This window comes from Lapillicoccus jejuensis (assembly GCF_006715055.1).
Lineage (GTDB): Bacteria > Actinomycetota > Actinomycetes > Actinomycetales > Dermatophilaceae > Lapillicoccus > Lapillicoccus jejuensis.
Genome location: NZ_VFMN01000001.1, coordinates 1048698 through 1073126 on the forward strand (window position 1 = coordinate 1048698; position 24429 = coordinate 1073126).

Sequence of the window (24429 nt, forward strand, 5' to 3'; positions counted from 1 at the left end):
GCGTTGAGTGTTGGGCCGCGGGGCCACCACCGTGGTGACCCGACCGGCGGTCGACCGCCAGTGAGCGATCACAGTCGTCGGTGCGTGTCGGCGGCGTCAACCGCTTGCGCGCGTTGTTACCGAACCGCAACCTTGTAGGCGGCGTCCACCGTGAATGCGCTCGTGCGGAAGCGTTCTCAGACCACATCGCCAAAGGAGAGGGGGTTGACAGCAAGGGTCGCGTCCCTATGCTGGGCGCCTGTTCACGCTAACAACCTCGTCGTCGCCGACGGGGCCGAGCTCTGGGAGCACAGGTGTCACGCGACGATGCGGTGGTGGTGGGGGTCGACTTCGGCACCCTGTCCGGGCGGGCGGTCGCCGTCCGGGTGGCCGACGGGGCCGAGCTCGGCTCGGCGGTCCACGACTACCCGCACGCGGTGCTCGAGCAGGTGCTGCCGGCCTCGGGCCGTCCGCTCCCGAGCGAGTGGGCGCTCCAGGTGCCCGAGGACTACCGGGAGGTGCTGCGGGTCGCCGTACCGGCGGCCCTGCGCGCGGCGGGGGTGGACCCGTCCCGGGTCATCGGCATCGCCACGGACTTCACCGCCTGCACCGTGCTGCCCGTGACGCAGGACGGGGTGCCGCTGAACGAGCTGGCCGCCTTCGCCGACCGCCCGCACGCCTACGTCAAGCTGTGGAAGCACCACGCCGCGCAGCCGCAGGCGAGCCGCATCACCGAGCTGGCCCGCGAGCGCGGCGAGGCGTGGCTCCCGCGCTACGGCGGGCTCATCAGCAGCGAGTGGCAGTTCGCCAAGGCGCTGCAGGTGCTCCAGGAGGACCCCGAGGTCTACGCCGCGATGCGCTACTGGGTGGAGGCGGCCGACTGGGTCGTCTGGCAGCTGTGCGGCTCCTACGTGCGCAACACCTGCACGTCCGGCTACAAGGGGATCCTCCAGGACGGGCACCACCCGGGCGAGGACTTCTGCCGCGCCCTCGACCCCGGCTTCGCGACCTTCGTCGCCGACAAGCTCGAGCACCCGCTCGGCCGGCTCGGCGACGCGGCCGGCACCCTCACGGCCGAGGCGGCCCGCTGGACGGGCCTGCCCGAGGGGATCGCCGTGGCCGTCGGCAACGTCGACGCGCACGTCTCCGCGCCCGCCGCCCAGGCCGTCGAGCCCGGGCAGATGGTCGCCATCATGGGCACCTCGACCTGCCACGTGATGAACGGCAGCGAGCTGCACGAGGTCCCCGGCATGTGCGGGGTCGTCGACGGCGGCATCGTCCCGGGGCTGTTCGGCTACGAGGCGGGCCAGTCGGGGGTCGGCGACATCTTCGGTTGGTTTGTCGACCGCGCCGTCCCCGGGGAGTACGAGGCCCGGGCCCGGGCCGAGGGCCGCAGCGTCCACGAGCTGCTCACCGACCTCGCCGCGCAGCAGGAGCCGGGCGAGCACGGGCTGGTCGCCCTCGACTGGCACTCGGGCAACCGCTCGCCGCTCGTCGACCACCACCTCACCGGCGTCCTCGTCGGCCTCACCCTCGCCACCCGGCCCGAGGACGTCTACCGGGCCCTCATCGAGGCCACGGCCTACGGCGCCCGGCTGATCGTCGAGACGTTCACCGAGCACGGCGTGCCCGTCGAGGAGCTCGTCGTCACCGGGGGCCTGCGCAAGAACCCGCTGGTCATGCAGGTCTACGCCGACGTGCTGGGCATGCCGCTGTCGGTGTGCGACTCCGACCAGGGGCCGGCGCTCGGGTCGGCCATCCACGCGGCCGTCGCGGCGGGCGCCTACCCGGACATCCGCAAGGCGGCCGCGGCCATGGGGCGTCGTACGGAGGCGGCGTGGGTGCCCGACCCGGACCGCCACGCGACGTACGACCTGCTCTACGCGGAGTACCGGCGGCTCGTCGACCACTTCGGCGACCCCCGCGACAACCCCCTGCACCGGCTCGGCGACCTGCGCCGGACGGCGCTGTCGCGCCGCGGGGCCGGTGCCCGGTGACCGCCACGCTGCCCGGTCACCTGGACCACCTCACCGACCGCGTCGCCGCGCTGCGGCAGGAGACGGCCGCATTGCACGCCCACCTGCCCGGCAACGGCCTCGTCGTCTGGACCGCGGGCAACGTCTCGCAGCGCCTGCCCGGCACGGACCTGTTCGCCATCAAGGGCTCCGGCGTCCCGTACGACGACCTGACCGCCGACGACATGGTCGTCTGCGACCTCGACGGGCGCGTCGTCCTCGGCGACCGCGCGCCCTCGTCGGACACCGACGCCCACGCGTACGTCTACCGGCACCGGTCCGACGTCGGCGGGCAGGTGCACACCCACTCGACCTACGCGACGGCGTGGGCGGCCCGCGGCGAGCCCATCCCGTGCGTGCTGACGATGATGGCCGACGAGTTCGGCGGCGAGATCCCCGTCGGCCCGTTCGCGCTCATCGGCGACGACAGCATCGGCCGCGGGATCGTCGCGACCCTGCAGCACTCGCGCTCCCCGGCCGTGCTCATGCAGAACCACGGCGTCTTCACCGTCGGCCGGACCGGCCGGGCCGCCGTCAAGGCGGCCGTGATGTGCGAGGACGTCGCCCGCACCGTCCACGTCGCCCGCCAGCTCGGCTCTCCGCTGCCCATCGCGGCGGACGACGTCGACCGGCTCTTCGACCGCTACCAGCACGCCTACGGGCAGTGACCCGGACCGACCCGCCCACCACCTCCTCCCCGACCTCTTCCCCGGAAGGCACCTCGCGATGACCACCAGTCCCTCCCCCGCCACGCCCGGCTCCGCCCCCCAGGTCTGGTTCCTCACGGGGAGCCAGGGCCTCTACGGCGAGGAGACGCTCGCCCAGGTCGAGCGCCAGTCGCGCGCCGTCGCCGCGGTCGTCGCCGACGCCCCGGGCCTGCCGGTGCAGGTGGTCTGGAAGCCGGTGCTCACCAGCGCCGACGCGATCCGCCGCGCCCTCGTCGACGCCAACGGCGACGACGCCTGCGTCGGGGTCGTCGCCTGGATGCACACCTTCTCGCCGGCCAAGATGTGGATCAGCGGCCTCGACGCGCTGCGCAAGCCGCTGCTGCACCTGCACACCCAGGCCGACGCGTCGCTGCCCTGGGGGTCCATCGACATGAACTTCATGAACCTCAACCAGGCCGCCCACGGCGACCGCGAGTTCGGTTTCGTCCAGACGCGCCTGCGCGTGCCGCGCACGACGGTCGCCGGTCACGCCGGCGACGCCCGCACGCGCGGTCTCGTCGAGTCATGGGCCCGCGCGGCCCTCGGCGTCGCCGAGCTGCGACGCCTCCGGCTGGCCCGGTTCGGCGACAACATGCGCGACGTCGCCGTCACCGAGGGCGACAAGGTCGAGGCCGAGCTGCGCTTCGGCACGTCCGTCAACACGTACGGCGTCAACGACCTCGTCGCGCTCGTCGACGCCGTCGAGGAGACCGAGGTCGACGTCCTGGTCAAGGAGTACGCCGACGCGTACGCCGTCGCGCCCGAGCTGCTGCCGGGCGGCGAGCGGCACGGGTCGCTCCGCTACGCCGCGCAGATCGAGGCCGGGCTGCGCCGCTTCCTCACCGGGGGCGGGTTCGGGGCCTTCACGACGAACTTCGAGGACCTCGGCGGGCTGCGCCAGCTGCCCGGGCTCGCCGTGCAGCGGCTCATGGCCGACGGCTACGGCTTCGGCGGCGAGGGCGACTGGAAGACCTCGGTCCTGCTGCGCACCCTCAAGACCGTCGGCGCCGGACGGCCGGGCGGCACCTCGTTCATGGAGGACTACACGTACCACCTGGGCCCGGGGCCCCAGCGGATCCTCGGGGCCCACATGCTCGAGGTCTGCCCGAGCATCGCGGCCGAGCGGCCGACGGTGGAGATCCACCCGCTGGGGATCGGCGCCCGCGAGGACCCGGTCCGGATGCGGTTCACCGCCGCGCCCGGCGAGGGCCTCGTCGTCGGCATGTGCGACCTCGGCGAGCGCTTCCGGCTGGTGGGCAACGGGATCCGCGTCGTCGAGCCCGACGAGGAGCTGACCAGCCTGCCCGTCGCCGCGGCGGTGTGGGAGCCCCAGCCCGACCTGCCGACCTCCGCCGAGTGCTGGCTCATGGCCGGTGGGCCGCACCACACCGTGCTGAGCACCCAGGTCGGCCCCGACACGCTGCACCAGCTCGCCGAGCTGCTGCGCACCGAGCTGGTCTTCATCGACGACACGACGACCCGCCGCGACTTCACCGACCGGCTGCGCTGGAACGCCGCCTACCAGCGCCTCTCGCTGCCGCTGTGAGCGACGCGACCGCGGTCCTGCGCAGCGCGGACCTCGAGGTGGAGGTCCTCCCCCGCGGCGCCACCCTGCACCGCGTGCGGGTCCGCGCCCTCGAGGACCGGGACGTCGTCCTCGGCCACGCCGACCTCGACCGGGTCGGCGTCGACCCGGGCTACCTCGGGGCCAGCGTCGGCCGCTACGCCAACCGGATCCGCGACGGCCGCGTCGTCATCGACGGCCACGAGCACCGGCTCACGACCAACGAGGGCCCGCACACCCTGCACGGCGGGGTCGTCGGGCTCGACCGGCACGACTGGACCGTCGAGGCGGCCGACGACGCCGAGGTGGTGCTGTCCACGGTGAGCGAGGACGGCGACCAGGGCTTCCCCGGACGGCTGGAGGTCCGGGCGACGTACCGGCTGCAGGGTCCGCGCCTGTCGGTGACGTACGACGCCGTCACCGACGCCCCGACGCCGGTGGGGCTGGCCAGCCACGTCTACTGGAACCTGCGCGGCGAGGGCTCGGGCTCGGTCCACGACCACCGCCTCGGGGTGGCGGCCCGCGCCGTCGTCGAGGTCGACGACGCGCTGCTGCCGACCGGCCGGTTGCTGCCCACCCGCGGCACCCCGTTCGACCTGGCCGGCCCCCGAGCGGTCGGCGAGGTCGTCGCCGCCGACCACCCGCAGCTGCGGGCGGCCGGCGGCCTCGACCACTGCTACGTGCTCGACCAGGGCCGCGACGGCCGGGTCCGACCGGTCGCGACCCTGGCCGTCGACGACCTGCGGCTGGTCCTCGCCACGGACCAGCCGGGGCTGCAGGTCTACGCGGGTGGGCAGCTGGACGGGACGTCGTACGGCTGGGCCTCGGTGCGCTACACGGCCGGAGCCGGCATCGCCCTCGAGGCCCAGTCGCTGCCCGACGCCCCGAACCAGCCGACCTTCCCCCCGGCCGTGCTGCGCCCGGGCGGGCGCTACGTCGCCACGACGGCCTGGACCCTCGAGCCGTCACCCGCCTGAGCCGTGTCCCGGGGGCGGACGACCGCGACCGGGACCGGCGAGCGACGCAGCACGGCCTGGCTGACCGAGCCGAGCAGGAGCCCCCGCACGTCGCCCCAGCCGTGGCTGCCGACGACGAGGAGCTCGGCCTGGTCGGCCTCCGCCAGCAGCGCCTCGACCGGCGACCACTGACGCACCCGCACCCGGACCGGGACGTCGGGCAGCCGCTCGCGCCAGCCGGCGATGGCGGTCCAGGTGAGCATGTCCTCCTCCTGGGCGGCGGCCCGCCAGCGCGTCTCGATCGGTCCAGGCGGCGGCACCGTGCGCTCGGGGTCCCACCCGTGCAGCACGGTGAGCGCGACCCCGCGGGCGTCGGCCTGGGCGAAGGCGTAGCCGACCGCCTCCGCCGAGACCGGCGAGCCGTCCACCCCGACGACGACGTGCCGCGGCGTCTCCGGCGCGAGCACCCGCGGCGCCTCGCGGACGACGACCACCGGGCACCCCGCCCCGGCGGCCACCGACTGCGAGACCGACCCCATGAGCAGGGTCGCGAGGCGCCCGCGACCGTGCGAGCCGACGACGACCGTGTCGGCCACCCGGGACACCTCGGTCAGCGGGGCGGCGGGCGAGGCCGCCGCCAGGTAGGCGGTGGTGCGGCGCACCTCCACCGACGGGGCCCGCTCGGCCACCCGGGCGGCCGCCCGGTCCAGCACGGGCCCGAGGGACTCGGTGGCCGGCAGCAGCGCGATCGCGCCGGCCATGGGGTCGCTGTAGAGCGGCGCGGGGGCCGCGAGCAGCAGCAGCGGCCGGTGCCGGCGGGCCGCGTCGTCGGCGGCCCAGTCGAGGGCCGCGTCGCTCGACCCGTCCGGGTCGATCCCGACGACGACGGCGCCGGTGGCCGGGTGGGTGGTCATCGCAGCACCGGGTGACGTCGCACCGGCGCGAGGCGCGACCACCACCCACCCAGGCCCCAGGTCCGCCCCGCGTCGAGCGCCGCGAGGAGGACGAGGACCAGCGCGTCGACGAGGTGGTCGTCGAGCACCGGGTTGTTCGCGGGCGGCAGCGTCGAGGCCCACATCATCACCAGCAGCAGGGATCCGGCCGCGGCGACCGGGCGCAGGGCGACGCCGAGGACGAGCCCGAGGCCGATGCCGAGCAGGCCCAGCATGAAGAGCCAGTCGACGACGGCGTGGCCGGCGAGGGCGTGGTACGCCGACGCGAACGGGCCGCTCGCGTGCGTGAGGAAACCGCTGGTCGGCGAGGCGCCGTGCACCCACGCCGCGTCGCCGTACGTCGTGGTCACCCCGGTCACGGGGTTCTTGCCCGTGTCGTGGCCGAGGGCGAGCAGCTTGTCCAGGAAGGCCCACAGGAAGATGCTTCCCAGGACCAGGCGGGTGAGGGCGGCGGTGCGGCGGACCACGGCCCCGGACCAGGTCGTCGTCACGAGGGCGACGGGCCGCTCGGTGGTGCTGTGCCGGGGCGCACGCCCCGAGATGGTGGACATGGTGACCTCCTCTGTTCGGCGGCCCGGGCTCCCGGGCCGACACCTCCACGCTGCTCCCGAGCGGCGCCGGCGCCCAGGGACCTCGGTCCCCGTCCGTCCCGGACCCTGGTCGCCGATCGGACCTTCCGGGCGCGCGGCTCAGCGCACGGGGTGGAGCGCCGCGCGCGCCTGCGCGGTGAGGGTCAGCCGGCGGCCGGTCGTGGAGTCCGGCACGACGCGCACGAACCACGGCTTGCGGCCCTCCTGCCACGGGGCCAGCGGCAGCGCGAGCGCGTGCAGGTTCTCCTCCCGGTCGAGCAGCCGCTCCGCGCGACCGCGGAGCACCACGCTCCACGCCGTGCTCGGCGGGTCGTCCCAGCCGTCGACCTCGAAGGCCACGCGATGGTGCGACGAGGCCGCCAGCTTGGTGCCGGCCGCCGTACGGAACACGACCGTCCCGTGGTCGACGAGGTAGGTGACGGGGAAGATGTCAGGGCCGTCCGCCGAGCCCACGGCGAGACGCCCGATCGTGCTGCGCCGCAACAGCTCCCAGCACTGGCGCTCGGAGAGCTCGACGGTGGTGTCCTCGGGTGCGGGGCTGCTCGACCTGTTCATGGCCCCAGGGTCCGCCGACGGGTCCGGGCCGGGCAGGGACGAACGTCCCGGCCCGGGCCCGGTGGGCGGCGACGCGGGGACCGGGTCAGTTGACCTGGCGGTCTCGGCCCTCCCAGTACGGCGCGCGCAGCTTGAACTTCTGCAGCTTGCCGGTCGCGGTGCGGGCCAGCTCGTCGCGGAACTCGATGCTCGACGGCGCCTTGTAGCGGGCGACCTTGCCCTTGACGTGGTCGATGAGCTCCTGCTCGGTGACCTGCGACCCGGGGGTCGTCACGACGAGCGCCTTGATGGTCTCGCCCCACTTCTCGTCGGGGACGCCGATGACGGCGACCTCGGTGACGTCGGGGTGGGTGAAGAGCGCGTCCTCGACCTCGATCGAGCTGACGTTCTCGCCGCCCGTGATGATGACGTCCTTCTTGCGGTCCATGATCGTCAGGTAGCCGTCGTCGCCGAGGACGCCGCCGTCGCCGGTGTGGAACCAGCCGCCCTCGAGCGCCCGGGCGCTCTCCTCCGGCTGCTCCCAGTAGCCCTCGAGGCAGACGTTGGAGCGGGCGAGGACCTCCCCCTCGTCGTCGATGCGCAGCGTGCACCCGAGCGCGGGGGCGCCGGCGCGGACCAGCTTGGCGGCGGCCTCCTCGGCCGGCAGGTCGTCCCACTCCTGACGCATCCGGTTGATGGTCAGCAGCGGCGAGGTCTCGGTGAGGCCGTAGATCTGGATGAACTCCCAGCCCAGCTCCTCGCGCACCCGCGCCACCGTGCGGGTCGGCGGCGGGGCGCCGGCGACGATGATCCGCACGCGGTCGCGGCCGGGGACCTCGCCGTCCCAGGTCTGCGCGGCCTCGAGGACCGAGGCGACGACGGCAGGGGCCGCGCACATGACGGTCACGCCGTGTCGCTGCACCCGGCGCAGGATCTCGGCGCCGTCGACCTTGCGCAGGACGATGTGCGGCACGCCGCAGCCGGTCATGCCGAAGGGCATCCCCCAGCCGTTGGCGTGGAACATCGGCAGCGTGTGCAGGTACACGTCGCGGTCGGTGACCCCCGCGTGCAGCGCGAACGTCGTCGCGTTGGTCCAGATGTTGCGGTGCGTGATCTGCACGCCCTTGGGGCGGGCCGTCGTGCCGCTCGTGTAGTTGATGGTCGCCGTCGCGTTCTCGTCGGGCTCCCACGGCGTCGGCTCGGTGTCGAAGAGGAACATGTCGTCGTCCTCGCCGATGACGAAGACGTGCTCGGCCTCCACGTCGGCGAGCGCGTCCTTCAGCTCGGGGTCGACGTACACCACCCGGGCGCCCGAGTGCTGGACGATGTACGTCACCTCGTCGACGCTGAGCCGGAAGTTGACCGGGACGAGGACCCGTCCCCAGCCGCACACGCCGTAGAAGGCGGTGAGCAGCCGGGCGCTGTTGTGCGAGACGTAGGCGACGCGGTCCCCCACCCCGAGACCGAGCGACTCCAGCTTGGCCGCCTGCGCCCGGGCGAGCTCGGCCATCCGCGCGTAGGTCACGTCGCCGAGCGACGGGGCGGGCTGCGTCGGCTCGTCGACCACGCCGGTGCGCTCGCCGTAGACGGCGGCGGCGCGGGCGAGGAAGTCGCTGACGGAGAAGGGAACGATCATCGGTACCTCCTGCGGGTGGGACGTCGGCGCCACTGTATGCGAGCGGCCCCGCGCCGGGCCGGCGGATGCGCCGACCGGCACCGGCGGCTCGCCGTACGGCGTCCCTCAGGCCGTCGCGGCGGCGTACGCGTCGAGCGACCAGCCGCTGCCGACGGCCGTGGCCATGGCCTCCCAGCCCTCCCCGTGCCGGTCGAGGTGGCGGTGGGTGAGGACGACCCGCGTCCGGTCGGGCGACACCGCCGTGAAGGTCACCTCGATCTCGCTCGTGCGGGAGGGGTCGGGCTCGAGCTGCCAGCGCAGGTCGATGTCCCACGAGAAGACGAAGCGGGCGGGCGGCTCCCAGGCGAGCACGCGCGACCAGGCGCAGGTCGTGCCGTCGGACGCGTGGTCGACGATCCGGCCGCCGACGAAGGGCTGGACCTCCATCCGCACGACCGGCGCGTCGGACAGGTGGTGCTGCGGGTCCCACCAGGTCTCCATGCCGCTCGTGAACACCTCGAAGGCGCGCTCCGGCGGGACGCCGACCTCGGTCTCGACGACGACGCTGGTGGACGTGGCGGTGGTCATGAGGACTCCTCGGTCGGGGGGTGGTCGGTGGTGGACGGCGGTGCGGCCGGCCGCTCGGCGGCGGCGGCGAAGTCGGCGAGCGAACGGGTCCAGAACGCGTCGACGTACGCCCGCAGGGTGGCGAGCGCCCCGGGGTCGACCCGGTAGACGCGGCGGGTGCCGACCGCGGTGTCGCGCACCAGCCCGGCCTCCTTGAGCACCCGCAGGTGCTGCGAGACCGCGGACCGGGACACCGGCAGGCCGTCCGCGATCTCGGTGACCGCGCACGGCCCCGCCGCGACCCGCTCGAAGACGGCCCGACGCGTCGGGTCGCCCAGAGCGTCCAGCACCCCGCTCGCGTTAGTCGACACTAACGTAAGTTACGACTCACGCTTCGTCGCCGTCAACCCCTGCGCCTTCCGGACTCGCGTTCTGCCGCGCCCACACGCGATGACAGCGTTGTCACGCGGCAGAACGTGAGTCCGGAACGCGACAGGAGCGCCGCGGGGTCAGTCGCGGCCGGCGGCGATCCGCGCGATGACGACGGCGTAGTCCTCGTCGCCGTGGCCCTCGTCGACGGCGTCCTGCGTACGGGCGCGCACCTCGCGGGTGAGCGGGACGGGGTGGTCGCCGGCCGCGTCGACGACGAGGCCGAGGTCCTTGGCCAGCCCGCTCAGGGAGAACGTCGCGGCCGAGAAGTCGCCGGACTCGAGCATCGGCCGCTTCTGGCCGAGCGTCCACCCGTAGGCCCCGGCCGAGAGCACGTCGAGGACCGCGTCGCGCGGCAGGTCGAGGTGGTCGGCCAGGCCGAGCGCCTCGCCGAGGCCGGCGGCCACCGCGCCGAGGCTCTGGTTGACGACGAGCTTCATCGCGCTGCCGGACCCGACGGGGCCGACGTGGACGACCTTGCCGTCGGCGCACCAGGTCCCCAGCAGCGGCCGGACCCGCTCGACGTCCTCGTCGGCTCCCCCGACCACCGTCGTCAGCTCGCCCGGCTCGGCGAGCGGCGTGCTCCCCAGGACGGGGGCGTCGACGAACCGCACGCCCGCCGCGACGGCCCGCTCCCCCAGCTCGCGGCTGGCCGCCGGCCCGACCGTCGTCACGTCGACCCACACCGCGCCGTCGGCCGCGTGCTCCAGCAGCTCGCCGGCGACGGCGCGCACCGAGTCGGGGTCGAAGAGCATCGTCACGACGACCTCGGCACCGTCGACCGCCTCACCGACCGAGTCGGCGACCCGCGCCCCGTCGAGCTCGCGGCGGTGCCGGTTCCACACCGTGACGTCGTGGCCGGCGTCCCGCACGTGACCGGCGAGGAGGGCGCCCATGCGCCCGAGACCGAGGAAGGCGACTCGCATGCCCGGTCACGTATCCCGCGGTGCCACGCGGCAAACGACGCCGTACGACGTCCCAGCCGGCGCCCAGCCGCCGGTCAGGACGCCGTACGACGTCCCAGCCGGCGCCCAGCCGCCGGTCAGGAGGCGACGCGGACCGTCCAGCCGACGGAGTCGCCGTCGAGCGGCACCTCCTTGGACCCGTGCCCGACCAGCGATCCGTCGGCGGCGACGAACCCGCCGGCGAACACCGTGCCCGGCTCGGCCTGCCGCACGTCGTCGCGGAGGACGCCACCCGCCGACACCCGGACGGCGGTGGCGCGGAAGTGCCCGTCGAGCACGGCCCCGAGCACCCACGCCTCGTCGCCGCGGCCGACGACCCCGTTGACGAGCAGGCCCGCGGGGACGGTCAGCCGCTCCCACCCCCCGGCCGTACGACGTCGTACCTCGTCGTCACCGAGGGCCCCGGGTCCGGCGACGACGAGGCCGCTCGGCAGCAGGGCCGCCCCGACCATCGTCGTCGGGGTGCCGTCCGTCGTGGGGCCCGGCCGGTCGCGCCAGCGTCCCCCGCTGCGCTCCAGCAGCCGGTCGCCGAAGACGGCGACACCGCTCGAGCCGTCGGCCAGGCGCATCCCGATGCCGCCCAGGTCGCGCACGCCGGCGGGGTCGGGCGCGATCGCGTCGCGGCGCCATCCGGACCACCCCCCGACGAGCGACCAGCGGGCCGCGAACGGCAGCACGGCGCGGCCGTCGCCCGTCGGGACGCCGCCGGTGAGCAGGAGCGCGCCGCCGACCTCGCGCAGCGACCCGGTCTGCAGGAAGCGCGGCAGCCCGGACGTGTCGAGCGGGTGCCAGGCCCCGCCCGCCTCCAGCCGGCCGACGACCGCCGACCCGTCGTGGCCCGGCAGCGTCACCTCGGCGCGGGTGCCGTGCAGCCACAGCCCACCCGCCGACGCGGGGGTCGTCGCCCCCCACACCACCGGGACCGAAACCGGGACGGCGCCCGACCACGCGTCGCCGGCGAGCCGCCGGGCCACGGCCGCGCCGTACCCGTCGATCCCGAGCCGGTGCCCGAGCGCGAGGGTGACCGGCCGCGCGCCACCCGTGGTCCCGCCCAGCTCGACCCGGGCCGCCGTCGGCCACCCGGTCAGGCGGGTGAACGGCGAGCGCGCCGTCCCGGCCGCCGTCGCCCCCTGCGCCCCCGTCACGAGCCCCGTCGCCCCCACCCCGAGGGCGCCCAGCGCCCCCAGGAACGTCCGTCGTCGCATCCGCCCTGCTCCTTCGCGTCGGGTGCGGGCGAGGTCCCCCACCCACCCGCACGACGCGGCGCCGTACCGCCGGGGTTGCCTCGGCGGCCGACGACCCGTGACGACCCCCGTGACGACCTCGTGTGATCCGCGCCCGACCAGGGGGGTATCCCTTCCGAACCGGGGGTCGATGAGGCACGCTCAGCCCATGAAGTCCACGATGCAGTCGACGCCGCTGTTGATCTCCCAGCTCCTGCGCTACGGCACCACCGTGCACGCCGACCAGGAGGTGATCACGTGGACCCCCGAGGGCGGGCGCCGGATGTCGTACGGCGAGGTCGGCCGCAAGGCCGCGCAGCTCGCCCACGCCCTGCGCGGCATCGGGATCACCGGCGACCAGCGGGTGGCGACGTTCATGTGGAACAACGCCGAGCACCTCATCTCCTACCTCGCGATCCCGTCGATGGGCGCGGTGCTGCACGCCCTCAACATCCGCCTCTTCCCCGAGCAGCTGATCTACACGGCGACGCACGCCGGCAACGAGGCCGTCATCGTCGACAACACCCTGGCCGCCCCCTTCGCCAAGCTCCTCGCGCACCTGCCGAAGATCCATCACGTGGTCGTCAACGGCCCGATCGACGACGAGACCCGCGCCGCCCTCGAGGCGCCGGAGCACGTGCAGGCAGTCGTCGACTTCGAGGAGTTCGTCGGCGGGCAGCCGACGACCTTCGACTGGCCGGACGACCTGGACGAGGACAGCGCCTCGTCGATGTGCTACACCTCCGGCACGACCGGCAACCCCAAGGGCGTCGTCTACAGCCACCGCAGCAACTACCTGCACGCGATCACCGACGCGATGACCCTCGGGGTCCGCGAGGGCGACCGCAACCTCGTCGTCGTCCCGCTCTTCCACGCCAACGCGTGGGGCTTCCCCTACATCGTCATGCTCGCCGGCAGCTCGATGATCATGCCCGACCGCTTCCTCCAGGCCGAGCCGCTCGCGCGGATGATCGACGAGCTCGAGGTCACCACCGGGGCCGGGGTGCCCACCATCTGGAGCGAGCTGCTGCGCCACCTCGACGCGCACCCGGAGATCGACAGCTCGGCCTGCTACCGGCTCATGGTCGGCGGGTCCGCCGCCCCGCCGGCGATGATCCGCGCCTACCAGGAGCGGCACGGCATCGAGATCATCCACGGCTGGGGCATGACCGAGACCTCCCCGGTCGGCTCGCTCGCCGTCCCGCCGGCCCGCTGCGAGGTCGGCTCCGAGGAGTACTGGTCCTACCGGGAGAAGCAGGGCCGCCTGCTCGTCGGCTTCCAGGGCCGGCTCATGGGTCCCGACGGGTCGCAGCAGCCGTGGGACGGCGAGGCCGTCGGCGAGCTGGAGGTCCGCGGCCCGTGGGTCACCGGCAGCTACTACATGAACGGCACCGAGTCCGAGACCGACAAGGCCGAGATGGCGGCCAAGTTCAGCCCCGACGGCTGGCTGCGCACCGGCGACGTCGGGCTGCTCACCCCCGACGGCTTCCTCCAGCTGACCGACCGCGCCAAGGACGTCATCAAGTCCGGCGGCGAGTGGATCTCCTCGGTCGACCTGGAGAACGCGATCATGGCCCACCCCAAGGTCCGGGAGGCCTCGGTCATCGGGGTCCCCGACGACAAGTGGCAGGAGCGCCCCCTGGCGACCGTCGTCCCCGAGGAGGGGGCCGAGGTCACCGCCGAGGAGCTGCGCGACTTCCTCGCCGAGAAGGTCGCCAAGTGGCAGGTGCCCGAGCGCTGGGCCTTCATCCCGGAGGTCCCGAAGACCTCGGTCGGCAAGTTCGACAAGAAGGTCCTGCGCAAGCAGTACGCCGACGGCGGCCTCGAGGTCACGCACTTCTGAGCCGCGTTCCCGGCCGGTACGACGAGGCCCCGGTCACCCTCAGGGGTGACCGGGGCGGCGTCGTGCGCCTCGGGTGAGGTCAGGACTTGAAGGCGTCCTTGACGTCGCCCGCGGCGTCCTTGACGTTCTCGCCGGCCTTCTTGGCGTTCGCCGAGGCCTGGTCGCCCTGGCCCTCGGCCTTGAGGTCCTCGTTGCCGGTCTTGTCGCCGACGGCCTCCTTGGCCTTGCCCATGGCGTCCTCGGCGGCGTTCTTGGCCTTGTCCATGATGCCCATCGCGGGCCTCCTCCCCGGTGGTCTCCCACCGCTCGGTGTCGGTCGTTCCATCCGGCCAACGGCCGGTCGCGTGGAGACGTTCCGATCCTCATGAGGTGCCCGGCGGTCGCCGGTCACCACTCCCTGCCCCGGCCCCTTACCCGCGACGGCCCCTCGGCCAACCCCGCGGGCCAGGCGTCAGAGGCGGGCCCAGTTGCGGCGGCGGTAGTCGCGCACCCGCCGGCGCAGCCGCCGCGGCCAGCGCCAGCCGCGCCGCGCGACGAGGACGACCTCCGCGCCGTCGGGGGGGCCGCCGTACGACGCGCCGTAGGCGCCGCCCGCGCCGGCCTCCCGGGCGGGGTCCGCGGCGTCGAGCGCCGCCATCGCGGCGACGTACGCGTCGTGGTCGCCACCGTGGTCGGGGTGCAGGGCCCGGGCGGCCCGCAGCCGGACCAGGCGCTGCTGCCGGGCCCGCTCCCCCGGCTCGGGCACCGGGGGTGTCACGACGGGCGCCGGCCCGGGGGCGCCGCGACCCCGGGGGCCCGGACGTCCTCCACCGTGACGTCGACGGCGGCGCCGGGGACCAGCGTGGCCACGGCGGCACGCACCGCGACGGCGGTCGTGCGCAGCGGCGCACCCTCGGCCAGGACGACGTGGACGTCGACGACCCCGTCGCGGACCCGAACCCCGGGCACGCGGCGGCCCGGCAGGTAGGTCGCGACCTCCCCGAGCGCGCCCGCGTGCAGCCCGACGACGCCGGGCACCCCGAGCACGGCGTCCACGAGCGCGTCCACCGGACCGGCCGTCGTCGGCGTCATTCGGGTCCTCCTCCTCGTCGTCCTGCGCGGCGGCGGTCCCGCGCACGGACCCGTTGCACGTCCCATGCTGCCCGATTCGCCGGGAGATGACAGGATCACCAGTGGCGCACTGCCGGGGGAAGGGGAAGGGGGATGAGCGACTCCACCCTGCCCGGCTCCCGGGGGCCCCGGCGCCCGTGGGCGACGACGTACCGCGGCCTGCCGCTCGTGGCCTCCACGGCCGACCTCGAGCGCCACGGCGGCTTCCGGGCCCAGGACCGGCTCTTCGTGGCCGACCGCGTCGTCGCGGCCGCCGTCCGCACGGCGGTGCAGGACAGCGGGCTCGTCGTCGACGTCGGACGTGTGCGGCTGCGGATCGAGCCCGGCCCCGGCGGGGACCGCTGCGCCGGGGTCGCGGTGGAGGTCACGGCCCCGTACGGCGCCCCGCTCGGGCCGCTCGCCGACCGGCTGCGTCCGGTGCTGCTCGACGCGCTGACCGACGTCCTCGGACCGGCGGAGCGCACGGCGGACGTGCACGTCGACGACGTCTCCCCTGCGACCGGGGACGACGCGGCGCCCCCCGCCCCCTGAGAACGCGCCCTCGGGGTCCGGGCGCCGCTCAGGCGCCGGTGAGCTCGCGGGCGACGAGCTCGGCCACCTGGGCCGTGTTGAGCGCGGCGCCCTTGCGCAGGTTGTCGCCGCAGACGAACAGCTCGAGGGTCCGCGGGAAGTCGAGGGCCTGGCGCAGCCGGCCGACGAAGGTCGGGTCGGCCCCGACGGAGTCGGCCGGAGTCGGGAACTCGCCCGCGGCCGGGTCGTCGACGACGACGACGCTCGGCGCCTCGACGAGCGCCTGCCGCGCCGCGGCGACGTCGACGTCCTGGGCGAAGGTCGCGTGCACCGCGAGCGAGTGGGTCGTCACGACCGGGACGCGCACGCAGGTGGCCGACACCTTGAGGTCGGGGATGCCGAGGATCTTGCGCGACTCGTTGCGCACCTTGAGCTCCTCGCTCGACCAGCCGTCGCCCTTGTCGGACCCGGCCCAGGGCACGACGTTGAGCGCGAGGGGCGCCGGGAACGGGGAGTCGTCGCCGAGCTTGTCGGAGATGGCCGCGCGCACGTCGCCGGCCTGCACGCCCACGTCGCGGCGGCCGCCGACGACCTCGAGCTCGTCGTACAGGCGGTCGATGCCGGGCTGCCCGGCGCCCGAGGCGGCCTGGTACGACGCCACGACGAGCTCGGTGAGCGTCCAGCGGCGGTGCAGCGCACCGAGCGCGTCCATCATCGTCAGCGTCGTGCAGTTGGGGTTGGCGATGATGCCGCGCGGGCGCTCCCGCGCCGCCTCGGGGTTGACCTCCGGCACGACGAGCGGCACGTCGGGGTCCATCCGGAACGCGCCGGAGTTGTCGACGACGACGACGCCCTTGGCGGCGGCGACCGGCGCCCACTGGGCCGACACCTCGTCGGGGACGTCGAACATCGCGACGTCGACCCCGTCGAAGACCTCCTCGGAGAGGGCCAGGACGGTGACCTGCTCGCCGCGGACCTCGAGCTGCTTGCCCGCCGAGCGGGCCGAGGCGACGAGACGGATCTCGCCCCACACGTCCTCGCGGGTCGACAGGATCGAGCGCATGACGGTGCCGACGGCGCCGGTGGCGCCGACGAGGGCGAGGGTGGGGCGCTGCGCGCGGGGGGTGCTCATCGGCCGGTGCCTCCGTAGACGACGGCCTCGCCCTGCGTGGAGTCGAGGCCGAAGGCGGTGTGGACGGCGCGCACGGCCGCGTCGAGCTGGTCGTCGCGCGTGACGACGGAGACGCGGATCTCCGACGTCGAGATCATCTCGATGTTGATGCCCGCGTCGGCGAGCGCCTGGAAGAGGGTCGCCGAGACGCCCGGGTGCGAGCGCATGCCCGCACCGACGAGCGACAGCTTGCCGATGTGGTCGTCGTAGAGGATCCCCGAGAAGCCCACGGTGTCCTGGAGCCGCGTGAGGGCCTGGACCCCGGTCTGGCCGTCGCTCTTGGGCAGCGTGAACGAGATGTCGGTCAACCCCGTCTCCGTCGCGGAGACGTTCTGCACGATCATGTCGATGTTGATCTCGGCCTCGGCGACGGCCTGGAAGATCGCGGCCGCCTTGCCCGCCCGGTCGGGCACGCCGACGACGGTGATCTTGGCCTCGCTGCGGTCGTGGGCGACGCCGGCGATGATGGGGGCTTCCACGGTCTCTCCTTCGTGCTGCTGCTCGTCGCCGCCCAGCCCGGCGGGGCGGCGGAAGCCGGTGTACGCGGCGTCGGTGACCCAGGTGCCCTCGTGCGCGGAGAACGAGGAGCGGACGTGGATCGGCATCCCGAAGCGCCGCGCGTACTCGACGCAGCGCAGGTGCAGGATCTTCGCGCCGCACGCGGCCAGCTCGAGCATCTCCTCGTTCGAGACGACCGGCACCTTGCGGGCGCTGGGGACGATGCGCGGGTCGGCGGTGAAGACGCCGTCGACGTCGGTGTAGATCTCGCAGACGTCGGCCTCGAGGGCGGCGGCGAGCGCGACGGCGGTCGTGTCCGAGCCACCGCGGCCGAGGGTCGTGATGTCCTTGGTGTCGACGCTGACGCCCTGGAAGCCGGCGACGATGGCGATGTGACCGGCGGCGAGCGCGGTCTGGATCCGGCCCGGGGTGACGTCGATGATCCGCGCCTTGCCGTGGACGGCGTCGGTGATGACGCCGGCCTGCGACCCGGTGAACGAGCGCGCCTCGTGGCCGAGGTTGGCGATGGCCATGGCGACCAGGGCCATCGAGATCCGCTCGCCGGAGGTGAGCAGCATGTCGAGCTCGCGACCGGGCGGCAGCGGGCTGACCTGGTTGGCCAGGTCGAGCAGCTCGTCGGTCGTGTCCCCCATCGCCGAGACGACGACGCACACGGCGTGGCCGGCCTTGCGGGTCTCGACGATCCGCCGCGCCACCCGCTTGATGCTCTCGGCGTCGGCCACGGACGACCCGCCGTACTTCTGGACGACCAGGCTCACTGACGGTGCTCTCTCTGCGGGCGGGCGGGACGGCTCGAGTCTAGGTCGCGGGCCGCGCCGCCCCCGCGCGGCACCACGGGGTGAGATGTCCTCGCCGGGGGTGCGGCGGACCACCCCACCCCGCCCGTACGGCGCCCCGCACCGCAAGATCTCCTGCGCCAGCCCCTTCCGGGGCCGTCGTACCGCAGATCTTGCGGTGCCGCGACGATCCGTGGCCCGGTGGCGGTCAGGGGTGCAGCGCGTCGAACTCCGCGTCGGCGACCGTCTCGGGGTCGGCGTCGAGCCGCAGGTGCGACAGCACCGACTGCAGCACCCGCAGCGAGGCGGCGGCCCGGTCGCCCCAGGTCGAGAGGTAGGAGAACTGCCACCACCACAGCGCCTCCGGCAGCCGGCCGCGGTCGTAGTGGTCGAGGCCGTGCTGGAGCGCGGCGCACACCTCGACGAGGTCGCCGACGAGCGAGCCGCGCGCCAGCTCGGCGGCGGTGAGCGGGTCGACGACGTCGGCGTACTCGTCGAGCCCCTCGAGGACGTTGGCCAGGCTGCCGCGCAGCGGGTCGAGGTCGGGGTCGGGGCCGGCGTCGGGCTCGAAGCGCTCGTCGGGCACGACGTCCTGCACGGCCCCGAGCCGGGAGCCGGCCAGCAGCAGCTGGGCGGTGGCGAGCAGCAGCACGGGGATCGCGGTGTCGGCGGCCGCGCCCGCGGCGACCTCGCGCACGGTGGCGAGGTAGAGCTGGGCGTCGCGCGCGGTCTCGGCGGCGAGCAGGTCGAGCTCGCCGACCGCGCCACCGGGGTGGCGCTGCACGGGTGGGCGCTGGGCGGGGTCAGGCACCGACGGCCCGCCGTCCCTCGAAGGCACGTCCCAGGGTCACCTCGTCAGCGTATTCGAGGTCACCGCCGACGGGCAGGCCGGAGGCCGGCCGGGTGATCCGCAGCCCGAGGTCCTTGAGGAAGCGCGAGAGGTAGGTCGCCGTCGCCTCGCCCTGGATGTTGGGGTCGGTGGCGATGATGACCTCGGTGACCTCGCCGTCGGAGAGCCGCTGCATGAGCTCGGCGACCCGCAGGTCCTGCGGGCCGACGCCGTCCATGGGCGAGATCGCCCCGCCGAGCACGTGGTAGAGCCCGCGGAACTCGCGGGTGCGCTCGACCGCCGCGACGTCCTTGGGCTCCTCGACGACGCAGATCATGCTCCGGTCGCGGCGCGGGTCGGCGCAGACCCGGCACAGCGCGTCCTGCGAGACGTTGAAGCAGCGCTCGCAGAAGCGCGCCTTCTCCTTGACCTGGACGAGGACCTCGGCGAGGCGGGTGACGTCGGCCGGGTCGGAGGTCAGCAGGTGGAAGGCGATCCGCTGGGCCCCCTTCGGTCCGACCCCGGGCAGCCGCCCCAGCTCGTCGATGAGGTCCTGGACCACGCCTTCGTACACCCCGTCAGCGTACGGCGCCGCGCCGACAGGGTCCGTCCACCGCGCCGCCCCTCACGGGTCCCCGGCAGGGCTGGCCCCGCCGCGCCCCGTGCACCATGCTGGGGGTGCGGGGTCCTCACCCCGCCTCGGGGACCAGTGAGGGGGCTGCGGTGGCACCTGCGCACCCGTCCGCCCCGATCCGGGTGCTCCTCGTCGACGACCACCGGGTGCTGGCCTCGAGCCTGGCCATCGTCATCGACGCCGAGCCGGACCTCGTGGCCGCCGGCGTCGCCTCCACCCTGGCCCAGGCCCGGGCGCTGATGACGACCGCGGCGCCCGACGTCGTGCTGCTCGACCACCGGCTGCCCGACGGCGACGGGGTCGCCGCGATCGGGGAGCTGCTGGCGCTGCGCCCCTCCGCAAGGGTCGTGGTCCTCACGGCCAGCGCCGCCGAGCACGTCCTCGTCGCCGCCATCGAGGCGGGGGCGGCCGGGTTCCTGTCCAAGACGCGCGGCCTCGACGAGATCACCCAGGCCGTCCGCTCCGCCGCGGCCGGGGAGTCGGTCATCTCGCCGGAGCTGCTCGCCCGGCTGCTGCCCCGGTTCTCCCGCGGCAGCAGCAGCCGCGTCGAGCTCACCGAGCGCGAGCGGGAGGTCCTCGCGCTGGTCTCCCAGGGCCTGTCCAACGCGGCGATCGCCGAGCGGATGACGGTCAGCGTGCACACGGTGCGCAACCACGTGGCCAACCTGTCGGCCAAGCTCGGGGCCCACTCCAAGCTCGAGGCGCTCTCCATCGCCGTGCGTGACGGGCTGCTCCCCGACCTCTGAGCCGCCGGCGGCCCGGGGGAGCAGGGCTCACGCCGGCAGCAGCGCCACGACCCGGGTCCCGCCGTCGGGGCCCGGCTCGACCCGGCACCAGCCCCCCAGCGTCTCGGCCCGGTCCTGCATGCCCTGCACCCCGCGGTGACCCGGTCGCGCGCGGGTGGCCCCGTCGGCCAGCCCCACACCGTCGTCGGTCACCGACACCTCGACGCCGCCCTCCACCCGGCGGGTCGCCACGACGACCTGGGCGGCCGCGGCGTGCCGCCGGACGTTGATGAGGGCCTCGCGCACGATGCGCAGGGCCTGGGCGCCCGTCTCGGGGGTCCACCCCGGTGGTCCGCCGACCAGGCGCCAGGTCGTCGGGTGGTCCTCGAGGACCTGCTCCGCGGCCGACTCGACCGCCTCGTCCCAGGCGGTGTCCAGCCGGGGCGGCTCGAGCTCCGTGAGCAGCCGGCGCAGCGCGGTGGCGGTCCCCCGCAGGCCGTCGTGGACGAGGTCGACCGCGGGCAGCCCCTCCGGGTCGTGGGCCGCGACGCGGCGGCGCAGCAGCCCGAGGCGCAGCTCGGTGGCGGCGAGCAGCTGCACCGGCTCGTCGTGCACCTCGGTGGCCAGCCGGCGCCGCTCGTCCTCCTGGGCGGTGAGCAGCCGGGCCGACAGCTCGCGGCGGTGCGCGACCTCGCGCCGTACGGCGGCGTCGGCGGCGTACCGGTCGAGGGCGAGCGCGATGTTGAAGGCCACCTGCTCGAGCAGGACGACGAGCTCCTCGGTGAAGACCGCGGGGCGGTGGCAGTAGAGGGTGAGGACGACGTCGTCCTCCTCGTCGGTGGGGACGAGGAGGGCGACCGCGTCCTGCACCCCCTCCCCGGCGGCGGCGGCCGGTAGCGGGGCGAAGGGGTGCGCGACGTCGCCCCACGACCGGGTCGACCGGGCCCGGACCGCGGCCGCGGTGACCCCCGACAGCCGGGGGTCGTCGACCCGCACGGCCGTCCCGACCTCGCCGACGACACGCGCCGCCGGCCCCGCGACCGCCGCCACCCGCAGCGTCATCGAGCTCCGCGGACCGCGACCGACCCACGCGGCCAGGAAGCCGCCCTCCTCGACGGCGACCCGGCAGGCCTCGGCGGTGACGTCCACCGCGCTGCCGGCCCGCAGGACCGCCTGGTTGATCGCGGCGAGCATCCGGTAGGAGCGCGTGAGGTCCAGGACGCGGGACTCGGTGGCCAGCCGCTGCGTGACGTCGCTGAGCGCGGCGAGCACCCACGTCGACCCCGTGGCCAGGGTGAGGGGGGTGAGGGCGACGTCGACGGGGACCTCGCTCCCGTCGCGCCGTCGCAGCCGCAGGGCCTCGAGCTCACCGACCTCTCGGCGGACCGGTGAGTGGTGGTACGCCGTCCGCAGCCGCTCGTGCCGCCCCCGCAGCTCCTGCGGGAGCAGCTCCTCCACGGGCCGGCCGACGAGCTCGTCGTGCGTCCACCCGGTCAGCTGCTCGGCCAGGGCGTTGACGAGGACCACGCGGCCCGCGTCGTCCACCCCGACGACCGGGTGCGGCGACAGGTCCAGCACCCCGCGGACGGCGGCGTCCGCGTCGCGGCCGGGGGTCGCGCTGCCGGGGCCGGTCATCGTGCCACGGTACGCGCGACGCGGTGCTCCAGGACGTCCGTCGCGCGGCTCAGCGCGCGAGCGCCTGCTGCAGCGCCCGCCCCGCGTGCGGCAGGGCGAGGATGACCTCGCCGCGGGCGCAGCGCAGGAGGTCGTCGACGAAGCCGTCGCCGAGGGTGCCCTTGACGAAGTAGCCGGTCACCCCGGCCTCGAGCAGCCCGACCACCGTCTCGTGGTCGTCCGTCGCCGTCACGGCCACGACGACCGGCGCGGGCGAGAGCGCCTGCAGGGCCGCCGCGCCGACCTGCCCGCCGGCGTCCATGGCGACGTCGAGGACGACGAGGGTGGCGCCGGTCTCCTGGACGGACGGCACCAGGCCGTGGCCGTCGGCCAGCTCCGCCACCACCTCGAAGTCCCCGGTCGACCGCAGCACGTCGGCGAGGGCGTCGCGCATCGCGCGGTTGTCGTCGGCGATGACGACCCTGGTCTGACGCACGCTCCCGCCTCCGCTGTGCCTGGGGCGGGTCGGGGTCCCGCCATGCCGAGGACCAGCATGACCCATTCCCGGGGCCCGCGGATGGAGCCGGAGCACGTCGCCGTCTGGTGCATCGGCACCAGACGGGTCAGCGCATCGGTTCGGTGCGCGCGACCCCACCGCGCAGCAGACTGGGTCGTGGCGGACGGGCCGTGGCACCCCCCCCTGCACACCCCGTCCGCCGCTCACCGACACGGCACCCTCCCCCACCTCGAGTGCCGGTCGCGAGTCCGGACGTCGCTCCCCCCACGACACCTCCCCCGGTCCGGACGCCGCAGGCCCCGCCCCCTCCCCCCGGGGGCGGGGCCCTCGGCCGTCCCCGGCTGTCAGCCGGTCGCTCAGCCGGACTCGACCGCGGGGAGGAAGAACCGCACGCGGGTCCCGCCGGTGCGCACCCGCTCGAGCCGGCACCAGCCGCCCATCGTCTCGGCCCGGTCCTGCATCGTCTGCACGCCCCGGTGCCCGCGCCGGGGGTGCACGCCCTCCTCGGGCAGGCCCACGCCGTCGTCGGTCACGGTCACCTCGACCCCGCCGTCGACCGGGTGCGTGCGCACCTCGACCTGGGCCGCGTCGGCGTGGTCGCGCACGTTGACGAGCGCCTCCTGCACGATCCGCAGCGCCTGGGCGCCGCGAGCGCCGTCCCACCGCCTGAGCGCGGCGCCGTCGGGCGACGCGACGACGCTCCACCGCGTCATCGACGTCTCCAGCACCTGTCCTGCGGTGGTGCACACCGCCTCCTCCCACGACGTGGCGAGGCTGGGCGGCTCGAGACCGGTGAGGACGTCGCGCAGGGAGGTGATGGCCGCCCTGATCCCGTCCCGGACGGTGTCCACCATGCCAAGGACCTTCTCCGGCTCGGCCGGGTCGCCCGGCCGGGACTCCCGACCGGGGGTCATGCGGCTGCGCAGCATGCTGATCCGCAGCTCGGTCGCGGCGAGCGTCTGGATCGGGTCGTCGTGCAGCTCGGCCGCCAGCCGGCGGCGCTCGTCCTCCTGGGCGCTGAGCAGGCGGGCGGACAGGTCGCGACGGTGGGCGGCGAGCCGCTCCACCCGCGCCTTGTCCTCGAAGCGCTCGACGGCGAGGGCGAGGTTGAACGCCACCTGCTCGAGCATCCGGACCAGGCTGGGGACGAAGACGTCGGCGCGCCCGTCGTAGAGGGTCAGGACGACGAGCTCGCCGTCCACCTCGCGGACCGGCAGGGCGACGGCGTCGACGACCCCGAGGTCGGCGACGGGGGTGGGCAGCGGCTCGTGCGCGGGACCGGAGACCTGAGCCCAGGCGCGTGAGTGGCCGGTGCGCAGGGCGGCCGCGGTGACTCCTGACAGCCGCCGGTCGCCGAGGGCGACGAGGGTGCCGACCGGTCCGACCAGGTCGCGGGCCGGGCCCGCGATCGCGTCCACGACGACGGTGTCGCCGTCGGGGCGGGCGCGACCGAGCCAGGCGGCGAGGAACCCGCCCTCCTCGACGGCGACCCGGCAGGTGGCCTGGAGGACCTCGCCGAGACCGTCGGAGCGCAGGATGGCCTGGTTGACCTCCGCCAGCATCCGGTAGCTGCGGGTCAGGTCGAGCACCTGCTCCTGCGCCCGCACCCGCTCCGTGACGTCGGTGGCCGCGGCGAAGGTCCAGGACCGACCGGGCGCGAGCTCGACGGGGGTCAGGCTGATGTCGACGGGGACGAGGCCGCCGTCCCGCCGCTTCCACCACAGTCCGGCGCCGTGGTGGAACTCGCGGAACTCCGGCGCCTCGAGGTAGTCGTCGCGCAGCATCCGGTGCCGCTCGACCCGGTCGTCGGGCACCAGCACCTCGACCGGGAGGCCCAGGAGGTCCTCGCCCCACCCGCTGAGCGCCTGCGCCTGGGGGTTGGCGAAGACGACGGTCCCCGTCCCGTCCACCGCCACGACCGCGACCGGGCTGACGTCGACCAGGGCGCGCATGACCGCGTCGAGGTGCGCGCCGTCGCCGGGGGGCTCGTCGGGCGGGGGCTCGACGGCGGCCGGCGTCGCGGACGACGTCGTACCGGGTCGTGGGGTGAGGTCCACAGGGTCACCGTACGACCTGCGATGACG

At 74.9% G+C, this 24429-nt stretch carries 25 protein-coding genes; 7 read left to right on the forward strand and 18 right to left on the reverse strand.

Going from position 1 to position 24429, the window contains the following annotated elements; translation table 11 throughout:
• Window positions 1-314: 314 nt before the first annotated feature.
• Genes araB through FB458_RS05030 form a run of 4 tightly spaced genes read left to right on the forward strand, consistent with a single transcriptional unit; the run spans window position 315 to window position 5242 of the window.
• Window positions 315-1976, forward strand: a complete 1662-nt coding sequence (gene araB / locus FB458_RS05015) for a ribulokinase (protein ID WP_246061072.1) — start codon at window positions 315-317, stop codon at window positions 1974-1976.
• Window positions 1973-2662, forward strand: a complete 690-nt coding sequence (locus tag FB458_RS05020; RefSeq protein ID WP_246061073.1) for an L-ribulose-5-phosphate 4-epimerase — start codon at window positions 1973-1975, stop codon at window positions 2660-2662. The genes araB and FB458_RS05020 overlap by 4 nt, the downstream gene beginning before the upstream one ends.
• 58 nt (window positions 2663-2720) lie before the next feature.
• On the forward strand, window positions 2721-4247 hold the full coding sequence (gene araA, locus FB458_RS05025) for an L-arabinose isomerase (protein WP_141847302.1): 1527 nt from the start codon (window positions 2721-2723) through the stop codon (window positions 4245-4247).
• Window positions 4244-5242, forward strand: a complete 999-nt coding sequence (locus FB458_RS05030; protein ID WP_211355934.1) for an aldose epimerase family protein — start codon at window positions 4244-4246, stop codon at window positions 5240-5242. Before araA ends, FB458_RS05030 begins: the two co-directional genes overlap by 4 nt.
• Here FB458_RS05030 and FB458_RS05035 read toward each other — a convergent pair.
• From FB458_RS05035 to FB458_RS05070, 8 genes are all read right to left on the reverse strand, one after another.
• Window positions 5197-6135 carry a universal stress protein gene (locus FB458_RS05035; protein WP_141847303.1) on the reverse strand — a complete coding sequence of 313 codons (939 nt, stop codon included), beginning with the start codon at window positions 6133-6135 and terminating at the stop codon, window positions 5197-5199. The genes FB458_RS05030 and FB458_RS05035 overlap by 46 nt on opposite strands.
• Entirely contained in the window at window positions 6132-6725 is a 594-nt protein-coding gene (locus FB458_RS05040) for a hypothetical protein (RefSeq protein WP_141847305.1), read from the reverse strand. Before FB458_RS05040 ends, FB458_RS05035 begins: the two co-directional genes overlap by 4 nt.
• Before the next feature lie 138 nt (window positions 6726-6863).
• Window positions 6864-7319: a pyridoxamine 5'-phosphate oxidase family protein gene (locus tag FB458_RS05045; protein WP_141847307.1), complete on the reverse strand. Its 456-nt coding sequence runs from the start codon at window positions 7317-7319 to the stop codon at window positions 6864-6866.
• Window positions 7320-7404: 85 nt separating this feature from the next.
• The gene (locus FB458_RS05050; RefSeq protein WP_141847308.1) at window positions 7405-8934 is read right to left on the reverse strand and encodes an AMP-binding protein; all 1530 of its coding nucleotides are present in this window, start codon (window positions 8932-8934) and stop codon (window positions 7405-7407) included.
• A 105-nt stretch (window positions 8935-9039) separates the two neighbouring features.
• Window positions 9040-9501 (reverse strand): SRPBCC family protein, encoded by a 462-nt coding sequence (locus tag FB458_RS05055; protein WP_141847310.1) that lies wholly within the window; start codon window positions 9499-9501, stop codon window positions 9040-9042.
• Complete coding sequence (locus tag FB458_RS05060; protein WP_211355935.1) at window positions 9498-9830, reverse strand: ArsR/SmtB family transcription factor; 333 nt, start codon at window positions 9828-9830, stop codon at window positions 9498-9500. The genes FB458_RS05055 and FB458_RS05060 overlap by 4 nt, the downstream gene beginning before the upstream one ends.
• Before the next feature lie 159 nt (window positions 9831-9989).
• Window positions 9990-10835, reverse strand: coding sequence for an NAD(P)-dependent oxidoreductase (locus FB458_RS05065; RefSeq protein WP_141847314.1), 846 nt, complete (start codon window positions 10833-10835; stop codon window positions 9990-9992).
• Between the two features lie 116 nt (window positions 10836-10951).
• Entirely contained in the window at window positions 10952-12079 is a 1128-nt protein-coding gene (locus FB458_RS05070; protein WP_141847316.1) for a hypothetical protein, read from the reverse strand.
• Between the two features lie 187 nt (window positions 12080-12266).
• On the opposite strand from FB458_RS05070, the gene FB458_RS05075 reads away from it, so the two are divergent.
• Complete coding sequence (locus tag FB458_RS05075) at window positions 12267-13940, forward strand: long-chain fatty acid--CoA ligase (protein ID WP_141847318.1); 1674 nt, start codon at window positions 12267-12269, stop codon at window positions 13938-13940.
• A gap of 79 nt (window positions 13941-14019) precedes the next feature.
• On the opposite strand, the gene FB458_RS05080 is transcribed toward FB458_RS05075, so the two are convergent.
• The 3 genes from FB458_RS05080 to FB458_RS05090 form a co-directional block, all read right to left on the reverse strand.
• Window positions 14020-14214 carry a CsbD family protein gene (locus tag FB458_RS05080; RefSeq protein ID WP_141847320.1) on the reverse strand — a complete coding sequence of 65 codons (195 nt, stop codon included), beginning with the start codon at window positions 14212-14214 and terminating at the stop codon, window positions 14020-14022.
• 177 nt (window positions 14215-14391) lie between these two features.
• The gene (locus tag FB458_RS05085) at window positions 14392-14697 is read right to left on the reverse strand and encodes a hypothetical protein (RefSeq protein WP_141847321.1); all 306 of its coding nucleotides are present in this window, start codon (window positions 14695-14697) and stop codon (window positions 14392-14394) included.
• A complete protein-coding gene (locus FB458_RS05090; RefSeq protein WP_141847323.1) occupies window positions 14694-15011 on the reverse strand; it encodes an Asp23/Gls24 family envelope stress response protein in 318 nt (105 codons plus the stop codon). The genes FB458_RS05085 and FB458_RS05090 overlap by 4 nt, the downstream gene beginning before the upstream one ends.
• A gap of 132 nt (window positions 15012-15143) precedes the next feature.
• Here FB458_RS05090 and FB458_RS05095 point away from each other — a divergent pair, with 132 nt between their 5' ends.
• On the forward strand, window positions 15144-15581 hold the full coding sequence (locus tag FB458_RS05095) for a hypothetical protein (RefSeq protein ID WP_141847325.1): 438 nt from the start codon (window positions 15144-15146) through the stop codon (window positions 15579-15581).
• 28 nt (window positions 15582-15609) lie between these two features.
• Here FB458_RS05095 and FB458_RS05100 read toward each other — a convergent pair whose 3' ends face one another.
• From FB458_RS05100 to recR, 4 genes are all read right to left on the reverse strand, one after another.
• Window positions 15610-16692: an aspartate-semialdehyde dehydrogenase gene (locus FB458_RS05100; RefSeq protein ID WP_141847327.1), complete on the reverse strand. Its 1083-nt coding sequence runs from the start codon at window positions 16690-16692 to the stop codon at window positions 15610-15612.
• Window positions 16689-18008 carry an aspartate kinase gene (locus FB458_RS05105; protein ID WP_141847329.1) on the reverse strand — a complete coding sequence of 440 codons (1320 nt, stop codon included), beginning with the start codon at window positions 18006-18008 and terminating at the stop codon, window positions 16689-16691. Before FB458_RS05105 ends, FB458_RS05100 begins: the two co-directional genes overlap by 4 nt.
• Window positions 18009-18234: 226 nt before the next feature.
• Entirely contained in the window at window positions 18235-18837 is a 603-nt protein-coding gene (locus FB458_RS05110; protein WP_246061074.1) for a DUF5063 domain-containing protein, read from the reverse strand.
• On the reverse strand, window positions 18830-19429 hold the full coding sequence (recR, locus tag FB458_RS05115; RefSeq protein WP_141847333.1) for a recombination mediator RecR: 600 nt from the start codon (window positions 19427-19429) through the stop codon (window positions 18830-18832). The genes FB458_RS05110 and recR overlap by 8 nt, the downstream gene beginning before the upstream one ends.
• Window positions 19430-19578: 149 nt before the next feature.
• Between recR and FB458_RS05120 the strand changes: the two genes are divergently transcribed.
• The gene (locus FB458_RS05120) at window positions 19579-20235 is read left to right on the forward strand and encodes a response regulator (RefSeq protein ID WP_170185569.1); all 657 of its coding nucleotides are present in this window, start codon (window positions 19579-19581) and stop codon (window positions 20233-20235) included.
• Between the two features lie 27 nt (window positions 20236-20262).
• On the opposite strand, the gene FB458_RS05125 is transcribed toward FB458_RS05120, so the two are convergent.
• From FB458_RS05125 to FB458_RS05135, 3 genes are all read right to left on the reverse strand, one after another.
• A complete protein-coding gene (locus FB458_RS05125) occupies window positions 20263-21849 on the reverse strand; it encodes a sensor histidine kinase (protein ID WP_141847336.1) in 1587 nt (528 codons plus the stop codon).
• Between the two features lie 49 nt (window positions 21850-21898).
• Window positions 21899-22324 (reverse strand): response regulator, encoded by a 426-nt coding sequence (locus FB458_RS05130; RefSeq protein ID WP_170185570.1) that lies wholly within the window; start codon window positions 22322-22324, stop codon window positions 21899-21901.
• Window positions 22325-22701: 377 nt separating this feature from the next.
• Complete coding sequence (locus FB458_RS05135; RefSeq protein WP_170185571.1) at window positions 22702-24402, reverse strand: sensor histidine kinase; 1701 nt, start codon at window positions 24400-24402, stop codon at window positions 22702-22704.
• Between the last annotated feature and the right edge of the window lie 27 nt (window positions 24403-24429).

Excerpts from the sequence above, each read along its gene's own strand:
- araA (WP_141847302.1), top strand. The coding sequence starts at position 2,721 with ATGACCACCAGTCCCTCCCCCGCCACGCCCGGCTCCGCCCCCCAGGTC.
- FB458_RS05035 (WP_141847303.1), bottom strand. The coding sequence starts at position 6,135 with ATGACCACCCACCCGGCCACCGGCGCCGTCGTCGTCGGGATCGACCCG.
- FB458_RS05040 (WP_141847305.1), bottom strand. The coding sequence starts at position 6,725 with ATGTCCACCATCTCGGGGCGTGCGCCCCGGCACAGCACCACCGAGCGG.
- FB458_RS05045 (WP_141847307.1), bottom strand. The coding sequence starts at position 7,319 with ATGAACAGGTCGAGCAGCCCCGCACCCGAGGACACCACCGTCGAGCTC.
- FB458_RS05050 (WP_141847308.1), bottom strand. The coding sequence starts at position 8,934 with ATGATCGTTCCCTTCTCCGTCAGCGACTTCCTCGCCCGCGCCGCCGCC.
- FB458_RS05055 (WP_141847310.1), bottom strand. The coding sequence starts at position 9,501 with ATGACCACCGCCACGTCCACCAGCGTCGTCGTCGAGACCGAGGTCGGC.
- FB458_RS05065 (WP_141847314.1), bottom strand. The coding sequence starts at position 10,835 with ATGCGAGTCGCCTTCCTCGGTCTCGGGCGCATGGGCGCCCTCCTCGCC.
- FB458_RS05070 (WP_141847316.1), bottom strand. The coding sequence starts at position 12,079 with ATGCGACGACGGACGTTCCTGGGGGCGCTGGGCGCCCTCGGGGTGGGG.
- FB458_RS05075 (WP_141847318.1), top strand. The coding sequence starts at position 12,267 with ATGAAGTCCACGATGCAGTCGACGCCGCTGTTGATCTCCCAGCTCCTG.
- FB458_RS05080 (WP_141847320.1), bottom strand. The coding sequence starts at position 14,214 with ATGGGCATCATGGACAAGGCCAAGAACGCCGCCGAGGACGCCATGGGC.
- FB458_RS05090 (WP_141847323.1), bottom strand. The coding sequence starts at position 15,011 with ATGACGCCGACGACGGCCGGTCCGGTGGACGCGCTCGTGGACGCCGTG.
- FB458_RS05095 (WP_141847325.1), top strand. The coding sequence starts at position 15,144 with ATGAGCGACTCCACCCTGCCCGGCTCCCGGGGGCCCCGGCGCCCGTGG.
- FB458_RS05100 (WP_141847327.1), bottom strand. The coding sequence starts at position 16,692 with ATGAGCACCCCCCGCGCGCAGCGCCCCACCCTCGCCCTCGTCGGCGCC.
- FB458_RS05125 (WP_141847336.1), bottom strand. The coding sequence starts at position 21,849 with ATGACCGGCCCCGGCAGCGCGACCCCCGGCCGCGACGCGGACGCCGCC.